The organism is Mycobacterium neumannii (genome assembly GCF_048452905.1).
GTDB classification, from domain to species: Bacteria; Actinomycetota; Actinomycetes; order Mycobacteriales; family Mycobacteriaceae; genus Mycobacterium; species Mycobacterium neumannii_B.
This window is the reverse complement of record NZ_JBCGVF010000007.1, coordinates 278855-295924: the sequence shown is the minus strand read 5'-3', so window position 1 is coordinate 295924 and position 17070 is coordinate 278855. Positions and strand designations below refer to the sequence as shown.

At 67.0% G+C, this 17070-nt stretch carries 17 protein-coding genes; 10 read left to right on the top strand and 7 right to left on the bottom strand.

What is annotated here, in order from left to right:
- Nucleotides 1–10 precede the first annotated feature (10 nt).
- Nucleotides 11–2104 carry a transketolase gene (gene tkt / locus AAHH99_RS21685; protein ID WP_418770539.1) on the bottom strand — a complete coding sequence of 698 codons (2094 nt, stop codon included), beginning with the start codon at nt 2102–2104 and terminating at the stop codon, nt 11–13.
- Nucleotides 2105–2291: 187 nt separating this feature from the next.
- Here tkt and AAHH99_RS21680 point away from each other — a divergent pair, with 187 nt between their 5' ends.
- Complete coding sequence (locus tag AAHH99_RS21680) at nt 2292–3218, top strand: heme o synthase (RefSeq protein WP_066850427.1); 927 nt, start codon at nt 2292–2294, stop codon at nt 3216–3218.
- Between the two features lie 3 nt (nt 3219–3221).
- Here the strand turns inward: AAHH99_RS21680 and AAHH99_RS21675 are convergent, their stop codons facing one another.
- On the bottom strand, nt 3222–4193 hold the full coding sequence (locus AAHH99_RS21675) for a quinone oxidoreductase family protein (RefSeq protein WP_418770538.1): 972 nt from the start codon (nt 4191–4193) through the stop codon (nt 3222–3224).
- Between the two features lie 18 nt (nt 4194–4211).
- Between AAHH99_RS21675 and AAHH99_RS21670 the strand changes: the two genes are divergently transcribed.
- Nucleotides 4212–5153 (top strand): ATP-grasp domain-containing protein, encoded by a 942-nt coding sequence (locus tag AAHH99_RS21670; protein ID WP_418770537.1) that lies wholly within the window; start codon nt 4212–4214, stop codon nt 5151–5153.
- Here AAHH99_RS21670 and AAHH99_RS21665 read toward each other — a convergent pair.
- The gene (locus AAHH99_RS21665; RefSeq protein ID WP_418770735.1) at nt 5103–6032 is read right to left on the bottom strand and encodes a COX15/CtaA family protein; all 930 of its coding nucleotides are present in this window, start codon (nt 6030–6032) and stop codon (nt 5103–5105) included. The genes AAHH99_RS21670 and AAHH99_RS21665 overlap by 51 nt on opposite strands.
- 72 nt (nt 6033–6104) lie before the next feature.
- A complete protein-coding gene (locus AAHH99_RS21660; RefSeq protein WP_418770536.1) occupies nt 6105–6674 on the bottom strand; it encodes a TetR/AcrR family transcriptional regulator in 570 nt (189 codons plus the stop codon).
- A 91-nt stretch (nt 6675–6765) separates the two neighbouring features.
- On the opposite strand from AAHH99_RS21660, the gene AAHH99_RS21655 reads away from it, so the two are divergent.
- Nucleotides 6766–7449 carry a hypothetical protein gene (locus AAHH99_RS21655; protein ID WP_418770535.1) on the top strand — a complete coding sequence of 228 codons (684 nt, stop codon included), beginning with the start codon at nt 6766–6768 and terminating at the stop codon, nt 7447–7449.
- On the opposite strand, the gene AAHH99_RS21650 is transcribed toward AAHH99_RS21655, so the two are convergent.
- Genes AAHH99_RS21650 through mptB form a run of 3 tightly spaced genes read right to left on the bottom strand, consistent with a single transcriptional unit; the run spans nt 7363 to nt 10765 of the window.
- The gene (locus AAHH99_RS21650) at nt 7363–8136 is read right to left on the bottom strand and encodes an ABC transporter permease (protein WP_418770533.1); all 774 of its coding nucleotides are present in this window, start codon (nt 8134–8136) and stop codon (nt 7363–7365) included. The genes AAHH99_RS21655 and AAHH99_RS21650 overlap by 87 nt on opposite strands.
- Nucleotides 8136–9083, bottom strand: coding sequence for an ABC transporter ATP-binding protein (locus AAHH99_RS21645; RefSeq protein WP_418770532.1), 948 nt, complete (start codon nt 9081–9083; stop codon nt 8136–8138). The genes AAHH99_RS21650 and AAHH99_RS21645 overlap by 1 nt, the downstream gene beginning before the upstream one ends.
- Nucleotides 9080–10765, bottom strand: a complete 1686-nt coding sequence (mptB, locus tag AAHH99_RS21640) for a polyprenol phosphomannose-dependent alpha 1,6 mannosyltransferase MptB (RefSeq protein WP_418770531.1) — start codon at nt 10763–10765, stop codon at nt 9080–9082. The genes AAHH99_RS21645 and mptB overlap by 4 nt, the downstream gene beginning before the upstream one ends.
- A gap of 91 nt (nt 10766–10856) precedes the next feature.
- On the opposite strand from mptB, the gene AAHH99_RS21635 reads away from it, so the two are divergent.
- The 7 genes from AAHH99_RS21635 to AAHH99_RS21605 are packed head-to-tail and all read left to right on the top strand — an operon-like array spanning nt 10857 to nt 17056.
- Nucleotides 10857–11576, top strand: coding sequence for a helix-turn-helix transcriptional regulator (locus AAHH99_RS21635; protein WP_418770530.1), 720 nt, complete (start codon nt 10857–10859; stop codon nt 11574–11576).
- Entirely contained in the window at nt 11573–13018 is a 1446-nt protein-coding gene (sufB, locus tag AAHH99_RS21630) for a Fe-S cluster assembly protein SufB (RefSeq protein WP_064395495.1), read from the top strand. The genes AAHH99_RS21635 and sufB overlap by 4 nt, the downstream gene beginning before the upstream one ends.
- On the top strand, nt 13018–14217 hold the full coding sequence (sufD, locus tag AAHH99_RS21625; protein WP_418770529.1) for a Fe-S cluster assembly protein SufD: 1200 nt from the start codon (nt 13018–13020) through the stop codon (nt 14215–14217). The genes sufB and sufD overlap by 1 nt, the downstream gene beginning before the upstream one ends.
- Nucleotides 14214–14984 (top strand): Fe-S cluster assembly ATPase SufC, encoded by a 771-nt coding sequence (gene sufC / locus AAHH99_RS21620; RefSeq protein ID WP_418770528.1) that lies wholly within the window; start codon nt 14214–14216, stop codon nt 14982–14984. The genes sufD and sufC overlap by 4 nt, the downstream gene beginning before the upstream one ends.
- Nucleotides 14985–14986: 2 nt before the next feature.
- Nucleotides 14987–16252 carry a cysteine desulfurase gene (locus tag AAHH99_RS21615; protein WP_418770527.1) on the top strand — a complete coding sequence of 422 codons (1266 nt, stop codon included), beginning with the start codon at nt 14987–14989 and terminating at the stop codon, nt 16250–16252.
- 1 nt (nt 16253) lies between these two features.
- Nucleotides 16254–16712 (top strand): Fe-S cluster assembly sulfur transfer protein SufU, encoded by a 459-nt coding sequence (gene sufU, locus AAHH99_RS21610; RefSeq protein ID WP_418770526.1) that lies wholly within the window; start codon nt 16254–16256, stop codon nt 16710–16712.
- Entirely contained in the window at nt 16709–17056 is a 348-nt protein-coding gene (locus AAHH99_RS21605) for a metal-sulfur cluster assembly factor (protein WP_064395500.1), read from the top strand. The genes sufU and AAHH99_RS21605 overlap by 4 nt, the downstream gene beginning before the upstream one ends.
- Nucleotides 17057–17070: the final 14 nt, after the last annotated feature.

Here is a 17070-nt window from a genome sequence, read left to right as displayed (position 1 = left end):
TTCCTAGACCTCAGTTGTCTATCGATCGCTCCGCGGCGGCCACCACGGCCTCGGGAGTGAACCCGAACTCACGGAACAACGTCTTGTAGTCGGCGGACTCGCCGTAGTGCTCGATCGAGACGATCTCCCCGGTGTCGCCGACGAGCTTGTACCAGCTCTGCGCGACGGCCGCCTCGACCGCTACGCGCGCCGAAACACTCGGCGGCAGAACCGAATCGCGGTACTCGCGCGGTTGCGACTCGAACCATTCCACACACGGCATCGACACCACGTATGCCGTGATGTCCTTATCCGCCAACTGCTTTTTCGCCTCCACCGCCAGCTGCAATTCCGAGCCCGTCGCGATGATGATCACGTCCGCGTCGTCGGCGGGATTTCCGCCGCCGAGGACGTAGCCGCCGCGGGCCACCCCGTCGGCGTCGGTGCCCTCCAGCACTGGGATGCCCTGGCGGGTCAGGATGAAACCGACCGGACCGCTGCCGTTTCCGCGGGCGATGATGCTGCGCCAGGCGTACGCCGTTTCGTTGGGGTCACCCGGTCGCACGACGGACAGGTTCGGGATGGCGCGCAGCGCCGCCAGGTGTTCGATCGGCTGGTGGGTCGGGCCGTCCTCACCGAGACCGATCGAGTCGTGGGTCCAGATGTAGATGGTGTCGATGTCCATCAGCGATGCAAGTCGCACGGCGGGCCGCATGTAATCGGAGAACTGCAGGAACGTGCCACCGAACGCGCGGGTCGGGCCGTGCAGCACGATACCGGACAGGATCGCGCCCATCGCGTGTTCGCGGACGCCGAAGTGCAGCACGCGGCCGTACCAGTCCGCCGTGAAGTCGTCGGTCGAGATGGACGGCGGGCCAAACGAGTTCACGCCCTTAATCGTGGTGTTGTTGCTGCCCGCGAGGTCCGCCGAACCGCCCCACAACTCGGGCAGCTTGGGCGCGACGTCGTTGAGGACCTGGCCGAACGCGGCGCGGGTGGCCAACGGCTTGGACCCCGGCTCCCAGTAGGTCAGGTCCGAATCCCAGCCGTCGGGCAGTTTCTGAGCCAGCAGCCGGTCCAGGAGGTCCTTGCGCTCGGGCTCACGCTCGGCCCATGCGTCGAAGTCGATCTGCCACTTCGCATGTGCCTCTTTGCCGCGATCCACCAGCTTGCGGGTGTGCTCGATGACCTCGGGCCGCACCTCGAAGGTCTTGTCGGGGTTGAAGCCGAGGATCTTCTTGGTGGCCGCGACCTCCTCCTCGCCGAGCGCCGAACCGTGCACGTCGCCGGTATTCATCTTGTTGGGCGCCGGGTAGCCGATGATCGTGCGCAGCGCGATGAACGACGGTTTGTCGGTGACCTTCTTCGCCTCGACGATGGCCTGTTCGATGCCGACGACGTTCTCGCCGCCCTCCACCTCCTGCACGTGCCAGCCGTAAGCGCGGTAGCGGGCCGCGACGTCTTCGGACAGCGCGATGTTGGTGTCGTGTTCGATCGAGATCTGGTTCTTGTCGTAGAACACGATCAGGTTGCCTAGTTGCTGCGTGCCCGCAAGCGACGACGCCTCGCTGGTGATGCCTTCTTCGATGTCGCCGTCGGAGGCGATCACATAGATGTAGTGGTCGAACGGGCTCTCACCCCACGGCTCGTCGGGATCGAACAGGCCGCGCTCGTAACGAGAGGCCATCGCCATACCGACCGCGGATGCCAGACCCTGCCCGAGCGGGCCGGTGGTGATCTCCACGCCATCGGTGTGGCGGAACTCCGGATGGCCGGGGGTCTTGGACTTGAACGTCCGCAGGGCTTCGATGTCGTCCAGCTCGAGCCCGAATCCGCCGAGATAGAGCTGGATGTAGAGGGTCAGGCTGGAATGGCCGCACGACAACACGAAGCGGTCGCGGCCGAGCCAGTGCACGTCGCTGGGGTCGTGGCGCATCTGGCGCTGGAAGAGCGTGTAGGCCAGCGGCGCCAAACTCATCGCCGTTCCCGGGTGGCCGTTGCCGACCTTTTGCACCGCGTCGGCCGCCAGCACCCGGACGGTGTCGACCGCCGCCGAGTCCAACTCGGTCCAGTCCTCGGGGTGGTTCGGGCGGGTCAGCGCGGAGATTTCTTCGAGTGTGGTCACAGGCGCACTCCTGGTCGGCATAGAGCATTTCTCAGCTGCACGTTCAACCACCCTAGTGCGGGATGGTCGTCGAATGCAGGCTGCCGGCGCGAGACGCCCGGCAGGATTAGGCCGGTGTTGTCGTGCGGTCTACCATCGTCTGTAGTAGATGCCCGCGCGCTGGGAACATTTCGACAGGAGTAACTGCGTGAGAGTTCGCGACGTTCACCTCGTCGACGGGGCGCAGATTCGGATTCGCGACAAGTTCCTCGGCTACGTCTCGCTGACCAAGCCGCGCGTCATCGAACTGCTTCTGGTCACCACGATCCCGGCCATGCTGCTGGCGAGCCGGGGCACGGTCGATCCGCTGCTGATTCTGAACACCCTGTTCGGCGGGCTGCTGGCCGCGGCGGGCGCCAACGCATTGAACTGCGTTGCCGACGCCGACATCGACAAGGTCATGAAGCGCACCGAGCGCAGGCCGCTGGCGCGTGCCACGGTTCCGCGCAGTCACGCACTGATCTTCGGGCTGGCCCTGTCCGTCGCGTCGTTCTTCTGGCTGTGGTGGACGACGAACATGCTGTCGGCCCATCTCGCCGGCGCGACGATCGCGTTCTACGTGCTCGTCTACACACTGTTGCTCAAGCGCCGCACTTCGCAGAACGTGGTGTGGGGCGGCGCGGCCGGCTGCATGCCGGTGATGATCGGCTGGTCCGCGGTCACCGGGACGATCGCCTGGCCCGCGCTGGTCATGTTCGCGATCATCTTCTTCTGGACTCCGCCGCACACCTGGGCGCTGGCGATGCGCTACAAGGAGGACTACCGCGCCGCGGGCGTCCCGATGCTTCCCGCGGTCGCCACCGAACGTCAGGTCACCAAGCAGATCCTGATCTACACGTATCTGACGGTGGCCGCGACGCTCGCGCTGACGCCCGTCACCGGCTGGCTGTACGCGGCGGTGGCGCTGCTGGCGGGCGGATGGTTCCTGGTGATGGCGCACCAGCTCTACAACGGCGTGCGTCGCGGCGAGGCGGTCAAGCCGCTGCGGCTGTTCCTGCAGTCGAACAACTACCTCGCCGTGGTGTTCCTGGCGCTCGCGGTCGACTCCGTCCTGGCGCTGCCCACTGTGTTCTAGCCCCTAGGGCACCAGCACCACCGAACCGACCGTCTTGCGACCCTGCAGGTCGCGGTGCGCCTGCTCAGCATCGGCGAGCCGGTAGCGCTCGCTGACCGTGATCGTCAGCGTGCCCGAGGCGATCGCATCGAGAAGTTCGCCCGCACGCCACGCGAACTCGTCGGCCGTGCGGGTGTAGTGCACGAGCGTCGGACGGGTCAGGAACAGCGAGCCCGCGGCGTTGAGCAACTGCGGGTCGAAAGGCGGCACCGGCCCGCTCGAAGCGCCGAACAAAGCCAACGTGCCCCGCACCCTGAGACTGGCCAGGCTGGCTTCGAAGGTAGCCGCTCCCACCCCGTCGTACACGGCTGCGACGCCACCGTCGGTCATGTCCTTGATCTCGGCGCCGAACGCCGCCGGATCGTCGGGATAGTCGAGCACTTGCACCGCACCGGCCTGACGCGACAGCTCCGCCTTCTCCGGCGTCGAGACGGTGGTGATGACGCGTACCGCCATGCTGGTCGCCCATTGGGTGAGGATGAGCCCGACGCCGCCGGCGCCCGCGTGCACCAGCACCGAGTCGCCCTGCTGTACCGGATACAGCGACTTGATCAAGTAGTGCGCCGTCATACCCTTGAGTAGGGATGCGGCGGCCGCGTCGGGAGCCACGCCTTCGGGTACGTAGGCCACGAAATCAGCTGGGGCGACACAGTATTCGGCATAGGCCCCGTTGGCCTGAGCGGTGACGACGCGATCGCCGACCTTCAACGCGGCGACGTCTTCGCCGATCGCCGCCACGGTGCCGCACACTTCGTTGCCGACGATGAACGGTGTCTCCCGCGGGTACTGGCCGGACCGGAAGTACGTGTCGAGGAAGTTCACGCCGATGGCCTCGGCCTTGATGAGCACCTCGCCGGGGCCCGGCGTGGGCTGTGGCTTCTCGACGTAAGTGAGGACTTCGGGTCCGCCGGTCTGGGCGACTTCGATGGCATGCATGGTTCTATCGTGCCAACTATGAAGCTTGCGCGGCCCGACGTGTTCCATCCGCGCATCGTGTTGGCCGGATGCCCCGCACTGCCGGAGGGGGACGGCGACGACGCCGGCCTGGTCGCGGTCCTGGGAAAGCACGGACTCCATGCGCTCTGGATGTCCTGGGATGACCCGGCGACCTTGAAGGCGGATCTGGTGATCCTGCGGGCGACGTGGGACTACATCGACCGGCTCGAGGAGTTCTTGTCCTGGACGCGACGGGTTCGCCATCTGCTCAACCCGGCCAGGGTGGTGCCCTGGAACACCGACAAGCGCTACCTGGCCGACCTGGCCGCAGCGGGTGTGCCGACGGTCCCCACCCGATTCTTCGACCCCGGCGACGCGGTACGGCTTCCGAACAGCGCAGAAGTCGTGGTCAAACCCGCTGTCGGTGTGGGATCGGTTGACACCCTTCGCTTTTCGGATCGCGACGATGCGCGGCGGCACGCCGACCGGCTGCTGGCTGCCGGCCGGACCGTGTTGCTCCAGCCCTACGATCCGCGCATCGAAGACGGCGAGACCGCACTGGTGTTCATCGGCGGCGAGCAGTCGCATGCCTTCGCGAAGGGCCCGATCCTGCGGCAGCCCGGCCAGGTGCCCCCGTTCGACGAGTCGGGAACCTACGCGCAGGAGTCCCTGGGCCCCGCCGATCCCGATTTCGAGGTCTGGGACGTCGGACACCAGGCGCTTGCAGCGGCGGCCGCGCACCTCGACCTGTCCCAGGAGGAGTTGCTCTACGCGCGCGTCGACGTCATCGGCGGACGCGCGGATCCGCGCGTGCTGGAAGTCGAACTCGTTGAACCGTCGCTGGGCTGGATGCAGCTGGACGAAACGACCAGGGACCGACAGCAGCGCGAGTTCGTCGTCGCCGTCGAATCAGCGCTCGACCGGTTCGGGCTTGGCCCGCTCTCGCATCGACGCCCATAGCGCGGCGGTCGCCGCGGTACAGAGCGCGGCGCCCGCGACGTGCGTCGCCACCAATGCCGCAGGCACGCCGGTGAAGAACTGCACTGTGCCGACCAGACCCTGACACACCACCAGCGCGACGAGGACACCCAGTCGCAGCAGGACCGGACGGGGTGCGCGCACCGCCAACAGACCGAAGCCGAGGCCGATCAGCAGCGACAGGTAGGCCACCATCAGCGCCGAGTGCGCGTGCACCAGCGTGGTGATCTCGACCTCCAGCCGGGGAATCGTGCGGTCGACGCTCTTATCTCCGGCATGCGGGCCTGCGCCGGTCACCAGGGTGCCCGTCACCAGCACGGCGGCCAAGGCCGCGGCGCTGAGCAGAGCAAGCTGCCGCAACGCCTTGGGCGCCCGCCGGACGAGGACACCATCGTCGGGCTCGCCGATCTTGACGAACAGCAGCACCGACAACCAGACCATGGTCATCGACGCCAGCAGGTGGATCGCGACCGTCCACCACAGCAGCCCGGTCAACACCGTGATGCCGCCGATTACCGCCTGGACCACCGTCGACACCGGCATCAGCCACGCGTAGACGAGTACCTCGCGGCGGCGACGGGCCCGGGTCACGGCCAGCACGGCAGCCGCCGCGGTGAGCACGACGAGGAAGGTGACCATCCGGTTGCCGAACTCGACCGCCTGATGCACCACCGGCACCTCGGCGACCGGCACCGGTGTGAAACTGCCCGGGAAACACTGCGGCCAGGTCGGACAGCCCAGGCCGGACGCGGTGACACGGACTATGGCACCCGTCACCGAGATCCCGCCCTGGGTCAGGATGACGAGGAAAGCGATGACGCGCTGGGCCCGCAGGCTGGGCAGCGGCAGTAGATCGACCAGCCGCAAAAAGGCACGTCGCACGGTTCGATGGTAGAGCAGCGCAACTACAAGCCGTAGTAGCGGGTGAGCGGTCTACCGCTGCGCCACGAACGGCACCAGCACCTCGTCGACCAGTTGCACGACCAGATCGTCGTCGATGCGGTCGCCGGTGATCAGCAGCCGATGCCACAGCACGCTCTGCCCCAATTCGCGGGCGATCTCGACGGGAACGTCGGCGCGCACGTCGCCGCGGGCGATACCCCGCGCCAGCAGGGCGGCCATTTCCTCCTTGCGCCAGCCGATGACACCGTTGCGGAAGGCCTCGGTGAGCTCCGGGTCGTGGGCGCCCGCCGTGATCGCGGCCCGAATCAGCGGCGCCCGAGGGCCGGTGAACAACGCGGCCCATCCACGCAACACAGCGAGCATGTCGCCGCGGTAACTGCCCGTGTCCTCGTGCGGAATCGCCTCGGTGGCGATGCCGAGCAGGGTGTCTCGGAGTAGAGCGGTGGCGTCCGGCCAGCGCCGGTACAGCACGGGCTTACTCGTCGCGGCCGCCACGGCGACGGCCTCCATCGTGACCCCGGCCGGACCGTGCCGCGCGAGCAGGGCGAGCACCGCGTCACGGATCGCGGTGTCGAGTTCTTGTCCGCGGCGACGCGGCATCAGACACTCCTTCGAAGAAACGCTTGCGTATCTTATGGCGAAAGCCTAGCGTCATGTTTTAAGAAACGCTTCCGTATCTTAGGAGAATCTCATGGCGCGTCCGGTGCTCTATCCGCTGCGCTCCGTCGACACCGCGACGGTGCAGCATCTCGACCATCGCCACGGCAGGCGCCGCATCACCATCGACCATCGGCCGCTGGCGGGCATCACTCCGGCGATGCTGCTGGACTGGTTCACGCATTTGGGCGAAACGATGGTGTACGGGGGAGAGGTCATCGACCGGTATCTCGCCTGGCATCCGATCGATCACATCCAATGGGCACTGGCGCGTCCGGCGCCGGGAGGTGGAGCGGCCGACGGTGCGCGTTTCCGCATGGTCGAGGCGTTCGGCGGTCGACCCGAGTACCGGATTGACGAGGTTGCGCGGGTCGAAAAACTCGACGAGACCGGTATCCGACTGGTCAAACGCGTTGCGGGGATCGCGATCTTCCAGCTCGAGCACACCTGGTCCGCGGGCGCCGACGGCGCCCATTACGTGACGGTGATGGATCTCGGCGCACGCTCGCCGCTGCTGTCTGTCGTCAACAGCGTCGTGCGCCGACGGTTCCCGGCGGACAAGGTGCGCGCGTGGGTGAAGCACAACATCGAAGAGGTCGGACAGCTCGAATACCTGCTGCCGCTGTTGCGCTCAGGTGAAGCGGAACCAGCGCAGCGCGCACAGCGCGGCGACGGCGCCCCAGACCGCGAGCACCAGAAGGCCGAACCAGTCCACTGACAACGTCATCGCCTGGGTCAGCGCTTCGGTGAGTGCGCCGGACGGCGTCAATCGGGCCACCCACTGTGCGGCGGACGGCACCATGCCGCCCTCAAGCGTCAGCGCGCCGAGCCCCGCGAAGACAAACCACAGCAGGTTCGCCAAGGCCAGGACGATCTCGGCGCGCAGAGTGCCGCCGAGCAGCAGGCCCAGCGCTGCGAAAACCGCTGTGCCCAAAGCGATCACCGCTGCGCCGAGCGCTAGCCCCGCCAGGTGCGGTCGCCAGCCGAGCGCCACGCCGATTGTGCCCAACACGATCGCCTGCAGGAACACGACCGCCACCACCGCCAGCGACTTGCCCGCGATGATGCCCCACACCGGAAGCGCCGTGGCGCCAAGGCGTTTGAGGGCCCCGTAGCGGCGATCGAATGCCACGGCGATCGCCTGCCCGGTGAACGCGGTGGAGATCACGGCCAGCGCCATGATGGCGGGTACGAACGTCGCCGCCCGGTTCGGCCCGAACGACCCCAGCGGCAGCACCGTCAAGCCCACCAACAAGGTGATGGGGATGAACATCGTCAACAGGAGCTGTTCGCCGTTGCGCAGCAGCAGTCGCAGCTCCAGGCCGAACTGTGCGGCGAGCATTTTCTGCACGGTCGCCGGTCCCGGATCGGGTGTGAAGGTGCCCGGCGCAAAGCGATTCGTCATCACGGCCGCAACTCCCGCCCGGTCAGGTCGAGGAAAACGTCCTCGAGGCTTCGCTGTTCGACGCGCATATCGGTGGCCAGAACGTCCAGACGCGCGCACCACGCCGTGACCGTCGCCAGCACTTGCGGGTTGATCGCGCCCTCCACCAGGTATTCGCCGGGGGCGGTCTCGGTTGCCTTGTAACTCTCGGGCAGTGCGGAAACCAACAGCGACAGGTCGAGCATGCGCGGCGCGCGAAACCGCAACTGGTTCTCGGCGCCGCTGCGCATCAGTTCGTCGGGCGAACCGGTGGCCACCGGAACGCCGTGGTCGATGATCATGATGCGATCGGCCAGCTCCTCGGCCTCGGTGAGCTGATGGGTCGTCAGCACCACGGTCACGCCGTCGCGACGCAGGGCATCGATCATGTCCCACACCACGATTCGCGCATGCGCGTCCATGCCCGCGGTTGGCTCGTCGAGGAACACCAACTCCGGGCGGCCCACCACCGCACAGGCGAGTGCCAACCGCTGCTGCTGACCACCGGACAGCCTCCGGTAGGTGGTGCGTGCCGCCTCGGTCAGTCCGAGGGTGTTCATCAGCCATGCCGGGTCGAGCGGGTCGGCCGCGTATGAGGCCACCAGGTTGAGCATCTCGCCTGCGCGGGCCGCCGGGTAGCCGCCGCCGCCCTGCAGCATCACGCCGATGCGCTCACGCAACCGGGCGTTGTCGGCGAACGGGTCCAGCCCGAGAATCTCGATCGTGCCGGAGTCGGGTCTGATGAAGCCCTCGCACATCTCCACGGTCGTGGTCTTGCCTGCGCCGTTCGGTCCGAGCAGCGCGAACACCTCGGCGGCCTGTACCTCCAGGTCGAGTTCGGACACCGCGACCGTCGACCCGTAGCGCTTCGTGACCCCGCGCAGGCGTACGGGGGCGGGGGATGACGCCCCGGATCCAGAGTGGGTCACGGGGACTCAGCGTATGCGTCGGGCCGCGCGGGCTGTGGCTGCGGTGGCGGCGGTCGCTCATGCGGCGGGCTCGCCACGCTGCGCCACGGCAACCGGTTGTAGGTGAGCAGAAACAGCGCGACGACGATCACCGTGCTCGCCGCGGTCGCGAGCAGAATCTGGAAGACCGTGAAGCGGTCGCCGTTGGCGGTAGGACCGAAGATGCCGACGGCCAGCGTCACCACGATCGTCGTGCTGCGGAACGCCGGCCGGGTGGCCCACGCCGCGAGGGGCAGGACCGCCCACAGCACGTACCAGGGCTGGACGACCGGGAACAGCAGCACCGTCATACCCAGCGCGACCCCGAGCCCACCCACCGGATGCAGGCGTCCCCGCAGCACCAGCAGCAATAGCCAGGTCACCAGGATCGCGATGATGAACACGCCGATCGCACGGGTGAGGCCCAGCACCGCCGTGGTGTGGTCGCCGAGCCCCAGCAGGATGCCGACCTGACCGGTGCCCAGGGCCAACAGGGTGGGCAGCGACATCCAGCTGCGCACGACGTTCGCAGTGCCCAGGGTGTTGAGCCAGCCGAACCCGAGGCCACTTGCCCACCCGATTAGCGCCATCACCACCACCGACACCGCGGTCAGCGACCCGCCGGCCAGGAAGAACGCTTTGACCGTGCCACCCCATCGGCAGGCCAGCGCCATTGCCACGAAGCCCAAGGCCAGCAGCGAAGGCAGCTTGACCTGCGACGACAGCGTGATCAGGACGACGCCGACCAACAGCATCGCCAGCGGCCACCATCGTGCCCACTGCTCGCGGCGGTCTGGCCACGACAGCGGCCGCGGAAGCAGCGGCGCCGCGGCGTCGACCCCGCGCAGCGCGAACTCGGTGCCTGCGAGCATCAGGCCGAGCATCAGCGCTTCGTTGTGGATGCCCCCGACCAGATGCATGATCAGCAGCGGGTTGGCGGCGCCGAGCCACAACGCGCTCACCTCGGCGACGCCGCAGCGCCGGGCGAGGCGCGGGGTCGCCCAGACGATCAGGCCCACGCCGAACAGCACGACCAACCGGTGGCACAGCACCGCGGCGACGATGTTCTCACCGGTCAACGCCGAGATACCCTGACCGATCCACAGGAACAGCGGCCCGTACGGCGCAGGTGTCTCGCGCCACATGTTCGGCACCGAGAGCGTGAACACGTGGTCCAGACCCAGGCCGGTGGCCGGGCCGACCCGGTACGGGTCGAGGCCTTTGACGCCGATCTCGCTCTGCGCCAGATAGGAGTACACGTCGCGGCTGTACATCGGTGGCGCGATGAGCAGGGGAAGCACCCACAGCCACAACAGCCGGTCGAGCTGGCTGCGCGACATCCGCCGGTCACCCAGGGTGAACCGCCCGAGCATCAGCCAGGCCAGCGCCATCATCACCGCGCCGGTGGTGGTCATGGTCAGGCTCACGGTCTGGAGGCGTGACGGTAGGTTGAGCAGCCGCACGCCGAACGTCGGGTCCTGCACCACCGGCCTGGCCCCGACGCCCAGCGCGCCGATCGCCATCAAGACGGTGCCGGCCGCTCCGAACAGCCGGGTCCGGCGCAGCGCGATGACCTCGGCATCGTTGAGGGGCGAGCCCACCGGGGGTTCGTCGGCGTGCCAACGGGCGATCGACGAGCTGAACGACGGGAGGCGGGCTGCCACCTCAGCAGCCTAACCGTCCCCTTTATGGCTCTAGTCACGCTAAGGGTGCCCTTGCTTTACAGGGGTTTCCGAATTCCGTCACAATAGTGTTGTGAAATTCAGTCCGGAGGCGGGAGCCGATCGCCACACGCGTGGGGCGATCGTGCAATTGCTGCTCGAATCCGGACCGATCACCGCCGGTGAGATCGGCGAACAGCTCGGAATCTCCGCCGCAGGCGTGCGTCGCCACCTCGACGCCTTGATCGAGGCCGGCGACGCGCAGGCCAGCGCCGCAGCGGCCTGGCAGCACACCGGACGCGGCAGGCCCGCGAAGCGGTATCGGCTTACTGCGGCGGGTCGTGCCAAGCTCGGCCACGCCTACGACGACCTGGCCGCGGCGGCCATTCGTCAGCTGCGCGAGATCGGCGGCGACGACGCCGTGCGGACGTTCGCGCGGCGCCGTATCGACGGGATCCTCGCGGGAGTAACCGAGGGGCCCGATGACGTTGTATCTAAAGCAGACCGGGTGGCCGACGCGCTGACCAAGGCTGGATACGCGACCAGTGTGGCTTCGGTGACACCGGCGCCTGGATCGATCCACGGAATCCAGCTGTGTCAGCATCACTGTCCGGTCTCACACGTCGCGGAGGAGTTCCCCGAGCTGTGCGAGACCGAGCGTGAGGCGTTCGCGGAGATTCTGGGAACCCACGTGCAGAGGCTCGCCACCATCGTCAACGGCGACTTCGCGTGCACCACGCACGTACCCCTGGTCGAAAAGGTCAGTGCTTCAGCCCCAACAGCCCCCACCAACAAGCAAGGAGCGTCGAGATGACGACGACACCTGAGGTCCACAAGGTAGGCGAACCGCTCAGTCAGGACGAGGCGATCGCCTCGCTGAGCCGGTACGGCTACGGCTGGGTGGACTCCGACGTCGCGGGCGCCAGCGCGCAGCGCGGGTTGTCCGAGGCGGTGGTTCGTGACATCTCCGGCAAGAAGGACGAGCCGCAATGGATGCTCGACATCCGGCTGAAGGCGCTGCGCACCTTCGAGAAGAAGCCGATGCCGACCTGGGGTTCCAATCTCGAGGGCATCGACTTCGACAACATCAAGTACTTCGTGCGGTCCACGGAGAAGCAGGCCGCCACGTGGGATGACCTGCCCGAGGACATCCGCAACACCTACGACAAGCTCGGCATCCCGGAGGCGGAGAAGCAGCGCCTGGTCTCCGGTGTCGCGGCCCAGTACGAGTCCGAGGTGGTCTACCACCAGATCCGCGAGGACCTGGAGGCGCAGGGCGTCATCTTCCTCGACACCGACACCGCGCTGCGTGAGCACCCGGAGATCTTCAAGCAGTACTTCGGCACAGTGATCCCGGCCGGCGACAACAAGTTCTCCGCGCTGAACACCGCGGTGTGGTCGGGCGGTTCGTTCATCTACGTCCCGCCCGGTGTGCACGTCGACATCCCGCTGCAGGCCTACTTCCGGATCAACACCGAGAACATGGGCCAGTTCGAGCGCACGCTGATCATCGTCGACGAGGGTGCCTACGTGCACTACGTCGAGGGCTGCACCGCGCCCATCTACAAGAGCGACTCGTTGCACTCCGCGGTCGTCGAGATCATCGTCAAGTCCGGCGGCCGCTGCCGCTACACGACCATCCAGAATTGGTCGAACAACGTCTACAACCTGGTCACCAAGCGGGCCAGGGCGGAGGCCGGCGCGACGATGGAGTGGGTCGATGGCAACATCGGCTCCAAGGTCACCATGAAGTACCCCGCGGTGTGGATGACCGGTGAGCACGCTCGCGGTGAGGTGCTCTCAGTGGCGTTCGCCGGGGAGGGTCAGCACCAGGACACCGGTGCCAAGATGCTGCACCTGGCGCCGAACACGTCGAGCAACATCGTGTCCAAGTCCGTGGCCCGCGCCGGTGGCCGGGCCTCGTACCGCGGCCTTGTCCAGGTCAACAAGGGCGCCCACGGATCGCGGTCGAGCGTGAAATGCGATGCGCTGCTTGTCGACACGATCAGCCGCTCCGACACCTACCCCTACGTCGACATCCGCGAGGACGACGTCACGATGGGCCACGAGGCCACGGTGTCGAAGGTCAGCGAGGATCAGCTGTTCTACCTGATGAGCCGCGGCCTGACCGAGGACGAGGCGATGGCGATGGTGGTGCGCGGCTTCGTCGAGCCGATCGCCAAGGAGCTTCCGATGGAGTACGCGTTGGAGCTCAACCGGCTGATCGAACTTCAGATGGAAGGCGCGGTTGGATAGTGACGGCACAGAATCTGACCACTGCGATCGAGGGGACACCGGCCGGGTCGGCACTCAACAAGGGCGAGATCTTCACGTCGTTCGACGTGAACGCCTTCGAGGTGCCCGGCGGTCGCGACGAGATCTGGCGGTTCACGCCATTGAAGCGCCTGCGCGGTCTGCACGACGGATCCGCGGTCGCCTCGGGGAGCGCCGGCATTACCGTGAGCGAGCGCCCCGGGGTCACCATCGAGAAGGTCGGCCGCGACGACGAGCGGCTCGGCCAGGGCGGCGTGCCCGCCGACCGCGTTGCGGCACAGGCGTACTCGTCGTTCGACAGCGCGACGATCGTCACGGTGGGCCGCGACACCGAGATCGCCGAACCGATCGAGATCGACATCGACGGTCCCGGCGAGGGTTCGGTCGCCTACGGGCATCTGCAGATCCGCGTCGAAGAACTCTCCCGCGCGATCGTCGTGGTGGACCTGCGCGGCAGCGGGACCTACGCCGACAACGTCGAGATCATCGTCGGCGATTCGGCAGGCCTCGGGGTGATCTGGATCGCCGACTGGGCCGACGACACCGTCCACGTCAGCGCGCATCACGCGCGCCTCGGCAAGGACGCCGTCCTCGGCCACGTCAACGTGACGCTCGGCGGGGACGTGGTGCGGACGACGGCGAACGTGCGTTTCACCGCGCCCGGCGGCGACGCCAAGATGCTCGGCACCTACTTCGCCGACGACGGCCAGCACTTCGAGTCGCGACTGCTGGTCGACCACGCCCACCCGAACTGCAAGTCCGATGTGCTGTACAAGGGTGCGCTGCAGGGTGATCCGGCATCCAACCTGCCCGATGCGCACACCGTGTGGGTCGGTGACGTGTTGATCCGCGCGGAGGCCACCGGCACCGACACCTTCGAGGTGAACCGCAACCTGCTGCTCACCGACGGCGCTCGCGCCGACTCGGTGCCCAACCTCGAGATCGAGACGGGCGAGATCGTCGGAGCTGGACACGCAAGTGCCACCGGGCGTTTCGACGACGAGCAGTTGTTCTATCTGCGGGCCCGCGGCATCCCGGAGGATCAGGCGCGACGTTTGGTGGTGCGCGGCTTCTTCAACGAGATCATCGCGAAGATCGCCGTGCCCGCAGTGCGCGAGCGCCTCACCGAAGCAATCGAACGAGAACTAGCGATCACGGAATCGAGAACAGCCCAATCATGACCACACTTGAAGTCAAAGACCTGCACGTCTCGGTGCACACCCCTGAGCAGACCGAGATCCCGATCCTCAAGGGTGTCGACCTGACCGTGAGGTCGGGGGAGACCCACGCGGTGATGGGACCCAACGGCTCCGGCAAGTCCACGCTGTCCTACGCGATCGCCGGTCACCCCAAGTACACGGTGACGTCCGGTTCGATCACGCTCGACGGCCAGGACGTGCTGGAGATGAGCATCGACGAACGCGCCCGCGCCGGCCTGTTCCTCGCGATGCAGTACCCGGTCGAGGTGCCGGGTGTGTCGATGTCGAACTTCCTGCGCACGGCCGCCACAGCCGTACGCGGTGAGGCGCCGAAGCTGCGGCACTGGGTCAAAGAGGTCAAGTCGGCGATGAGCGACCTCGACATCGACCAGTCGTTCTCCGAACGCAGTGTAAACGAGGGGTTCTCCGGTGGTGAGAAGAAGCGCCACGAGATCCTGCAGCTGGCCCTGCTCAAGCCGAAGATCGCGATCCTCGACGAGACCGACTCCGGCCTGGACGTCGACGCGCTGCGGGTGGTCAGCGAAGGCGTCAACCGGTACGCCGAGACCGAGAACGGTGGCGTGCTGTTGATCACCCACTACACCCGCATCCTGCGCTACATCCAGCCGCAGTTCGTGCACGTGTTCGTCGACGGACGCATCGTGACCTCCGGTGGTCCAGAGCTCGCCGACGAGCTCGAGGAGAAGGGCTACGTCCGCTTCGCGCAGACGGCGGCCGCGGAGGCGTAGCCATGACCGCCACCGTTCGCCCGCTGGATCTGACCGCCATCCGCGCGGACTTCCCGATCCTGAAGAAGCAGATGCGCGGTGGAAACACGTTGGCGTATCTGGATTCCGGGGCTACTTCGCAACGGCCGGTGCAGGTCCTCGACGCCGAGCGCGAGTTCCTGGTGACCTCCAACGGCGCGGTGCACCGCGGCGCGCACCAGTTGATGGAGGAGGCGACCGACGCCTACGAGGACGGCCGCGCCGACATCGCGGCGTTCGTCGGTGCCGATGCCGATGAGTTGGTGTTCACCAAGAACGCGACCGAGGCGATCAACCTGGTCTCGTACGTGATGGGGGACTCGCGGTTCGACCACGCTGTCGGGCCCGGCGACGTGATCGTGACGACCGAACTCGAACACCACGCCAACCTGGTTCCCTGGCAGGAGTTGGCGCGCCGGACGGGAGCCACGCTCAAGTGGTACGGCGTCACCGACTCAGGTGATCAGGCGGGACGCATCGACCCCGATTCGCTGCAGCTCGATGAGCGTGTGAAGCTCGTTGCCTTCAGCCATCATTCGAATGTCACCGGCGCATTGGCGCCGGTTGGCGAGCTGGTTGCGCGCGCCAAGGCCGTCGGCGCGTTGACCCTGCTCGACGCCTGCCAGTCGGTGCCGCACCAGCCCGTCGACCTGCATGCGCTCGACGTCGACTACGCGGCGTTCTCCGGGCACAAGATGCTGGGACCGACCGGGATCGGCGTGCTATACGGGCGGTCTGCGCTGATGAACGCGATGCCACCGTTTCTGACCGGCGGGTCGATGATCGAGACCGTCACGATGGAAGAGACGACGTACGCGCCTGCGCCGCAGCGCTTCGAGGCCGGAACGCCGGTGACATCGCAAGTAGTCGGGTTGGCCGCCGCGGCGCGCTACCTGCGCGAGATCGGGATGGGCGCCGTCGAAGCACACGAAGCCGAGCTCGTGGCCGCCGCGTTGGAGGGACTGACCGCGATCGACGGCGTGCGCATCATCGGGCCGACGTCGCTGGAGAACCGGGGCTCGCCAGTCAGTTTCGTCGTCGACGGAGTGCATGCGCACGACGTGGGGCAGGTGCTCGACGACGAGGGCGTGGCGGTGCGCGTCGGCCACCATTGCGCGTGGCCGCTGCATCGGCGGTTCGGGATCGCCGCGACCGCACGGGCGTCGTTCGCGGTCTACAACACCTTCGACGAGGTCGATCGGTTGGTGGCAGGTGTGCGCCGGGCCGTCGAATTCTTCAGCAGGGACTGACGTGCGGCTGGATCAGATCTATCAGGAAGTGATCCTCGATCACTACAAGCACCCGCACAACCGCGGATTGCGAGAGCCCTACGGCGCGCAGGTTCACCACGTCAACCCGACGTGTGGTGACGAGGTGACACTGCGGGTGGCGTTGTCCCACGACGGTGAGCAGGTGGTCGACATCTCCTATGACGGGCAGGGCTGTTCGATCAGCCAGGCCTCGACATCGGTGCTGACCGATCAGGTGATCGGCCAGAGCGTCGGCGACGCACTCAAGACCGTCGCCGCGTTCAGCGAGATGATCTCCTCGCGCGGGACCGTCGAAGGCGACGAGGACGTCATCGGGGACGGCATCGCATTCGCCGGTGTCGCGAAGTATCCGGCGCGGGTCAAGTGCGCGTTGCTGGGGTGGATGGCTTTCAAAGATGCACTGTCACAGGCATCGGAGAGATTTCAGGAGGCAGGATGAGTGACACCGCAGTACCCAACGAGGAACTGTTGTTCGACCTCGAGGAGGCGATGCGCGACGTCGTCGACCCCGAGCTCGGTATCAACGTCGTCGATTTGGGCCTGGTCTACGGGATCAACGTCGAGCAGGGGGAGCAGGGCAAGGTCGCGTTGATCGATATGACGCTGACCTCGGCCGCCTGCCCCCTCACCGATGTGATCGAGGACCAGTCGCGCACAGCGCTGGTCGGCGCAGGGCTGGTCAACGAGTTGAAGATCAACTGGGTGTGGAACCCGCCGTGGGGCCCGGACAAGATCACCGAGGACGGCCGCGAACAGCTGCGCGCGCTCGGTTTCACGGTCTAGCACAGGCGGCGTCG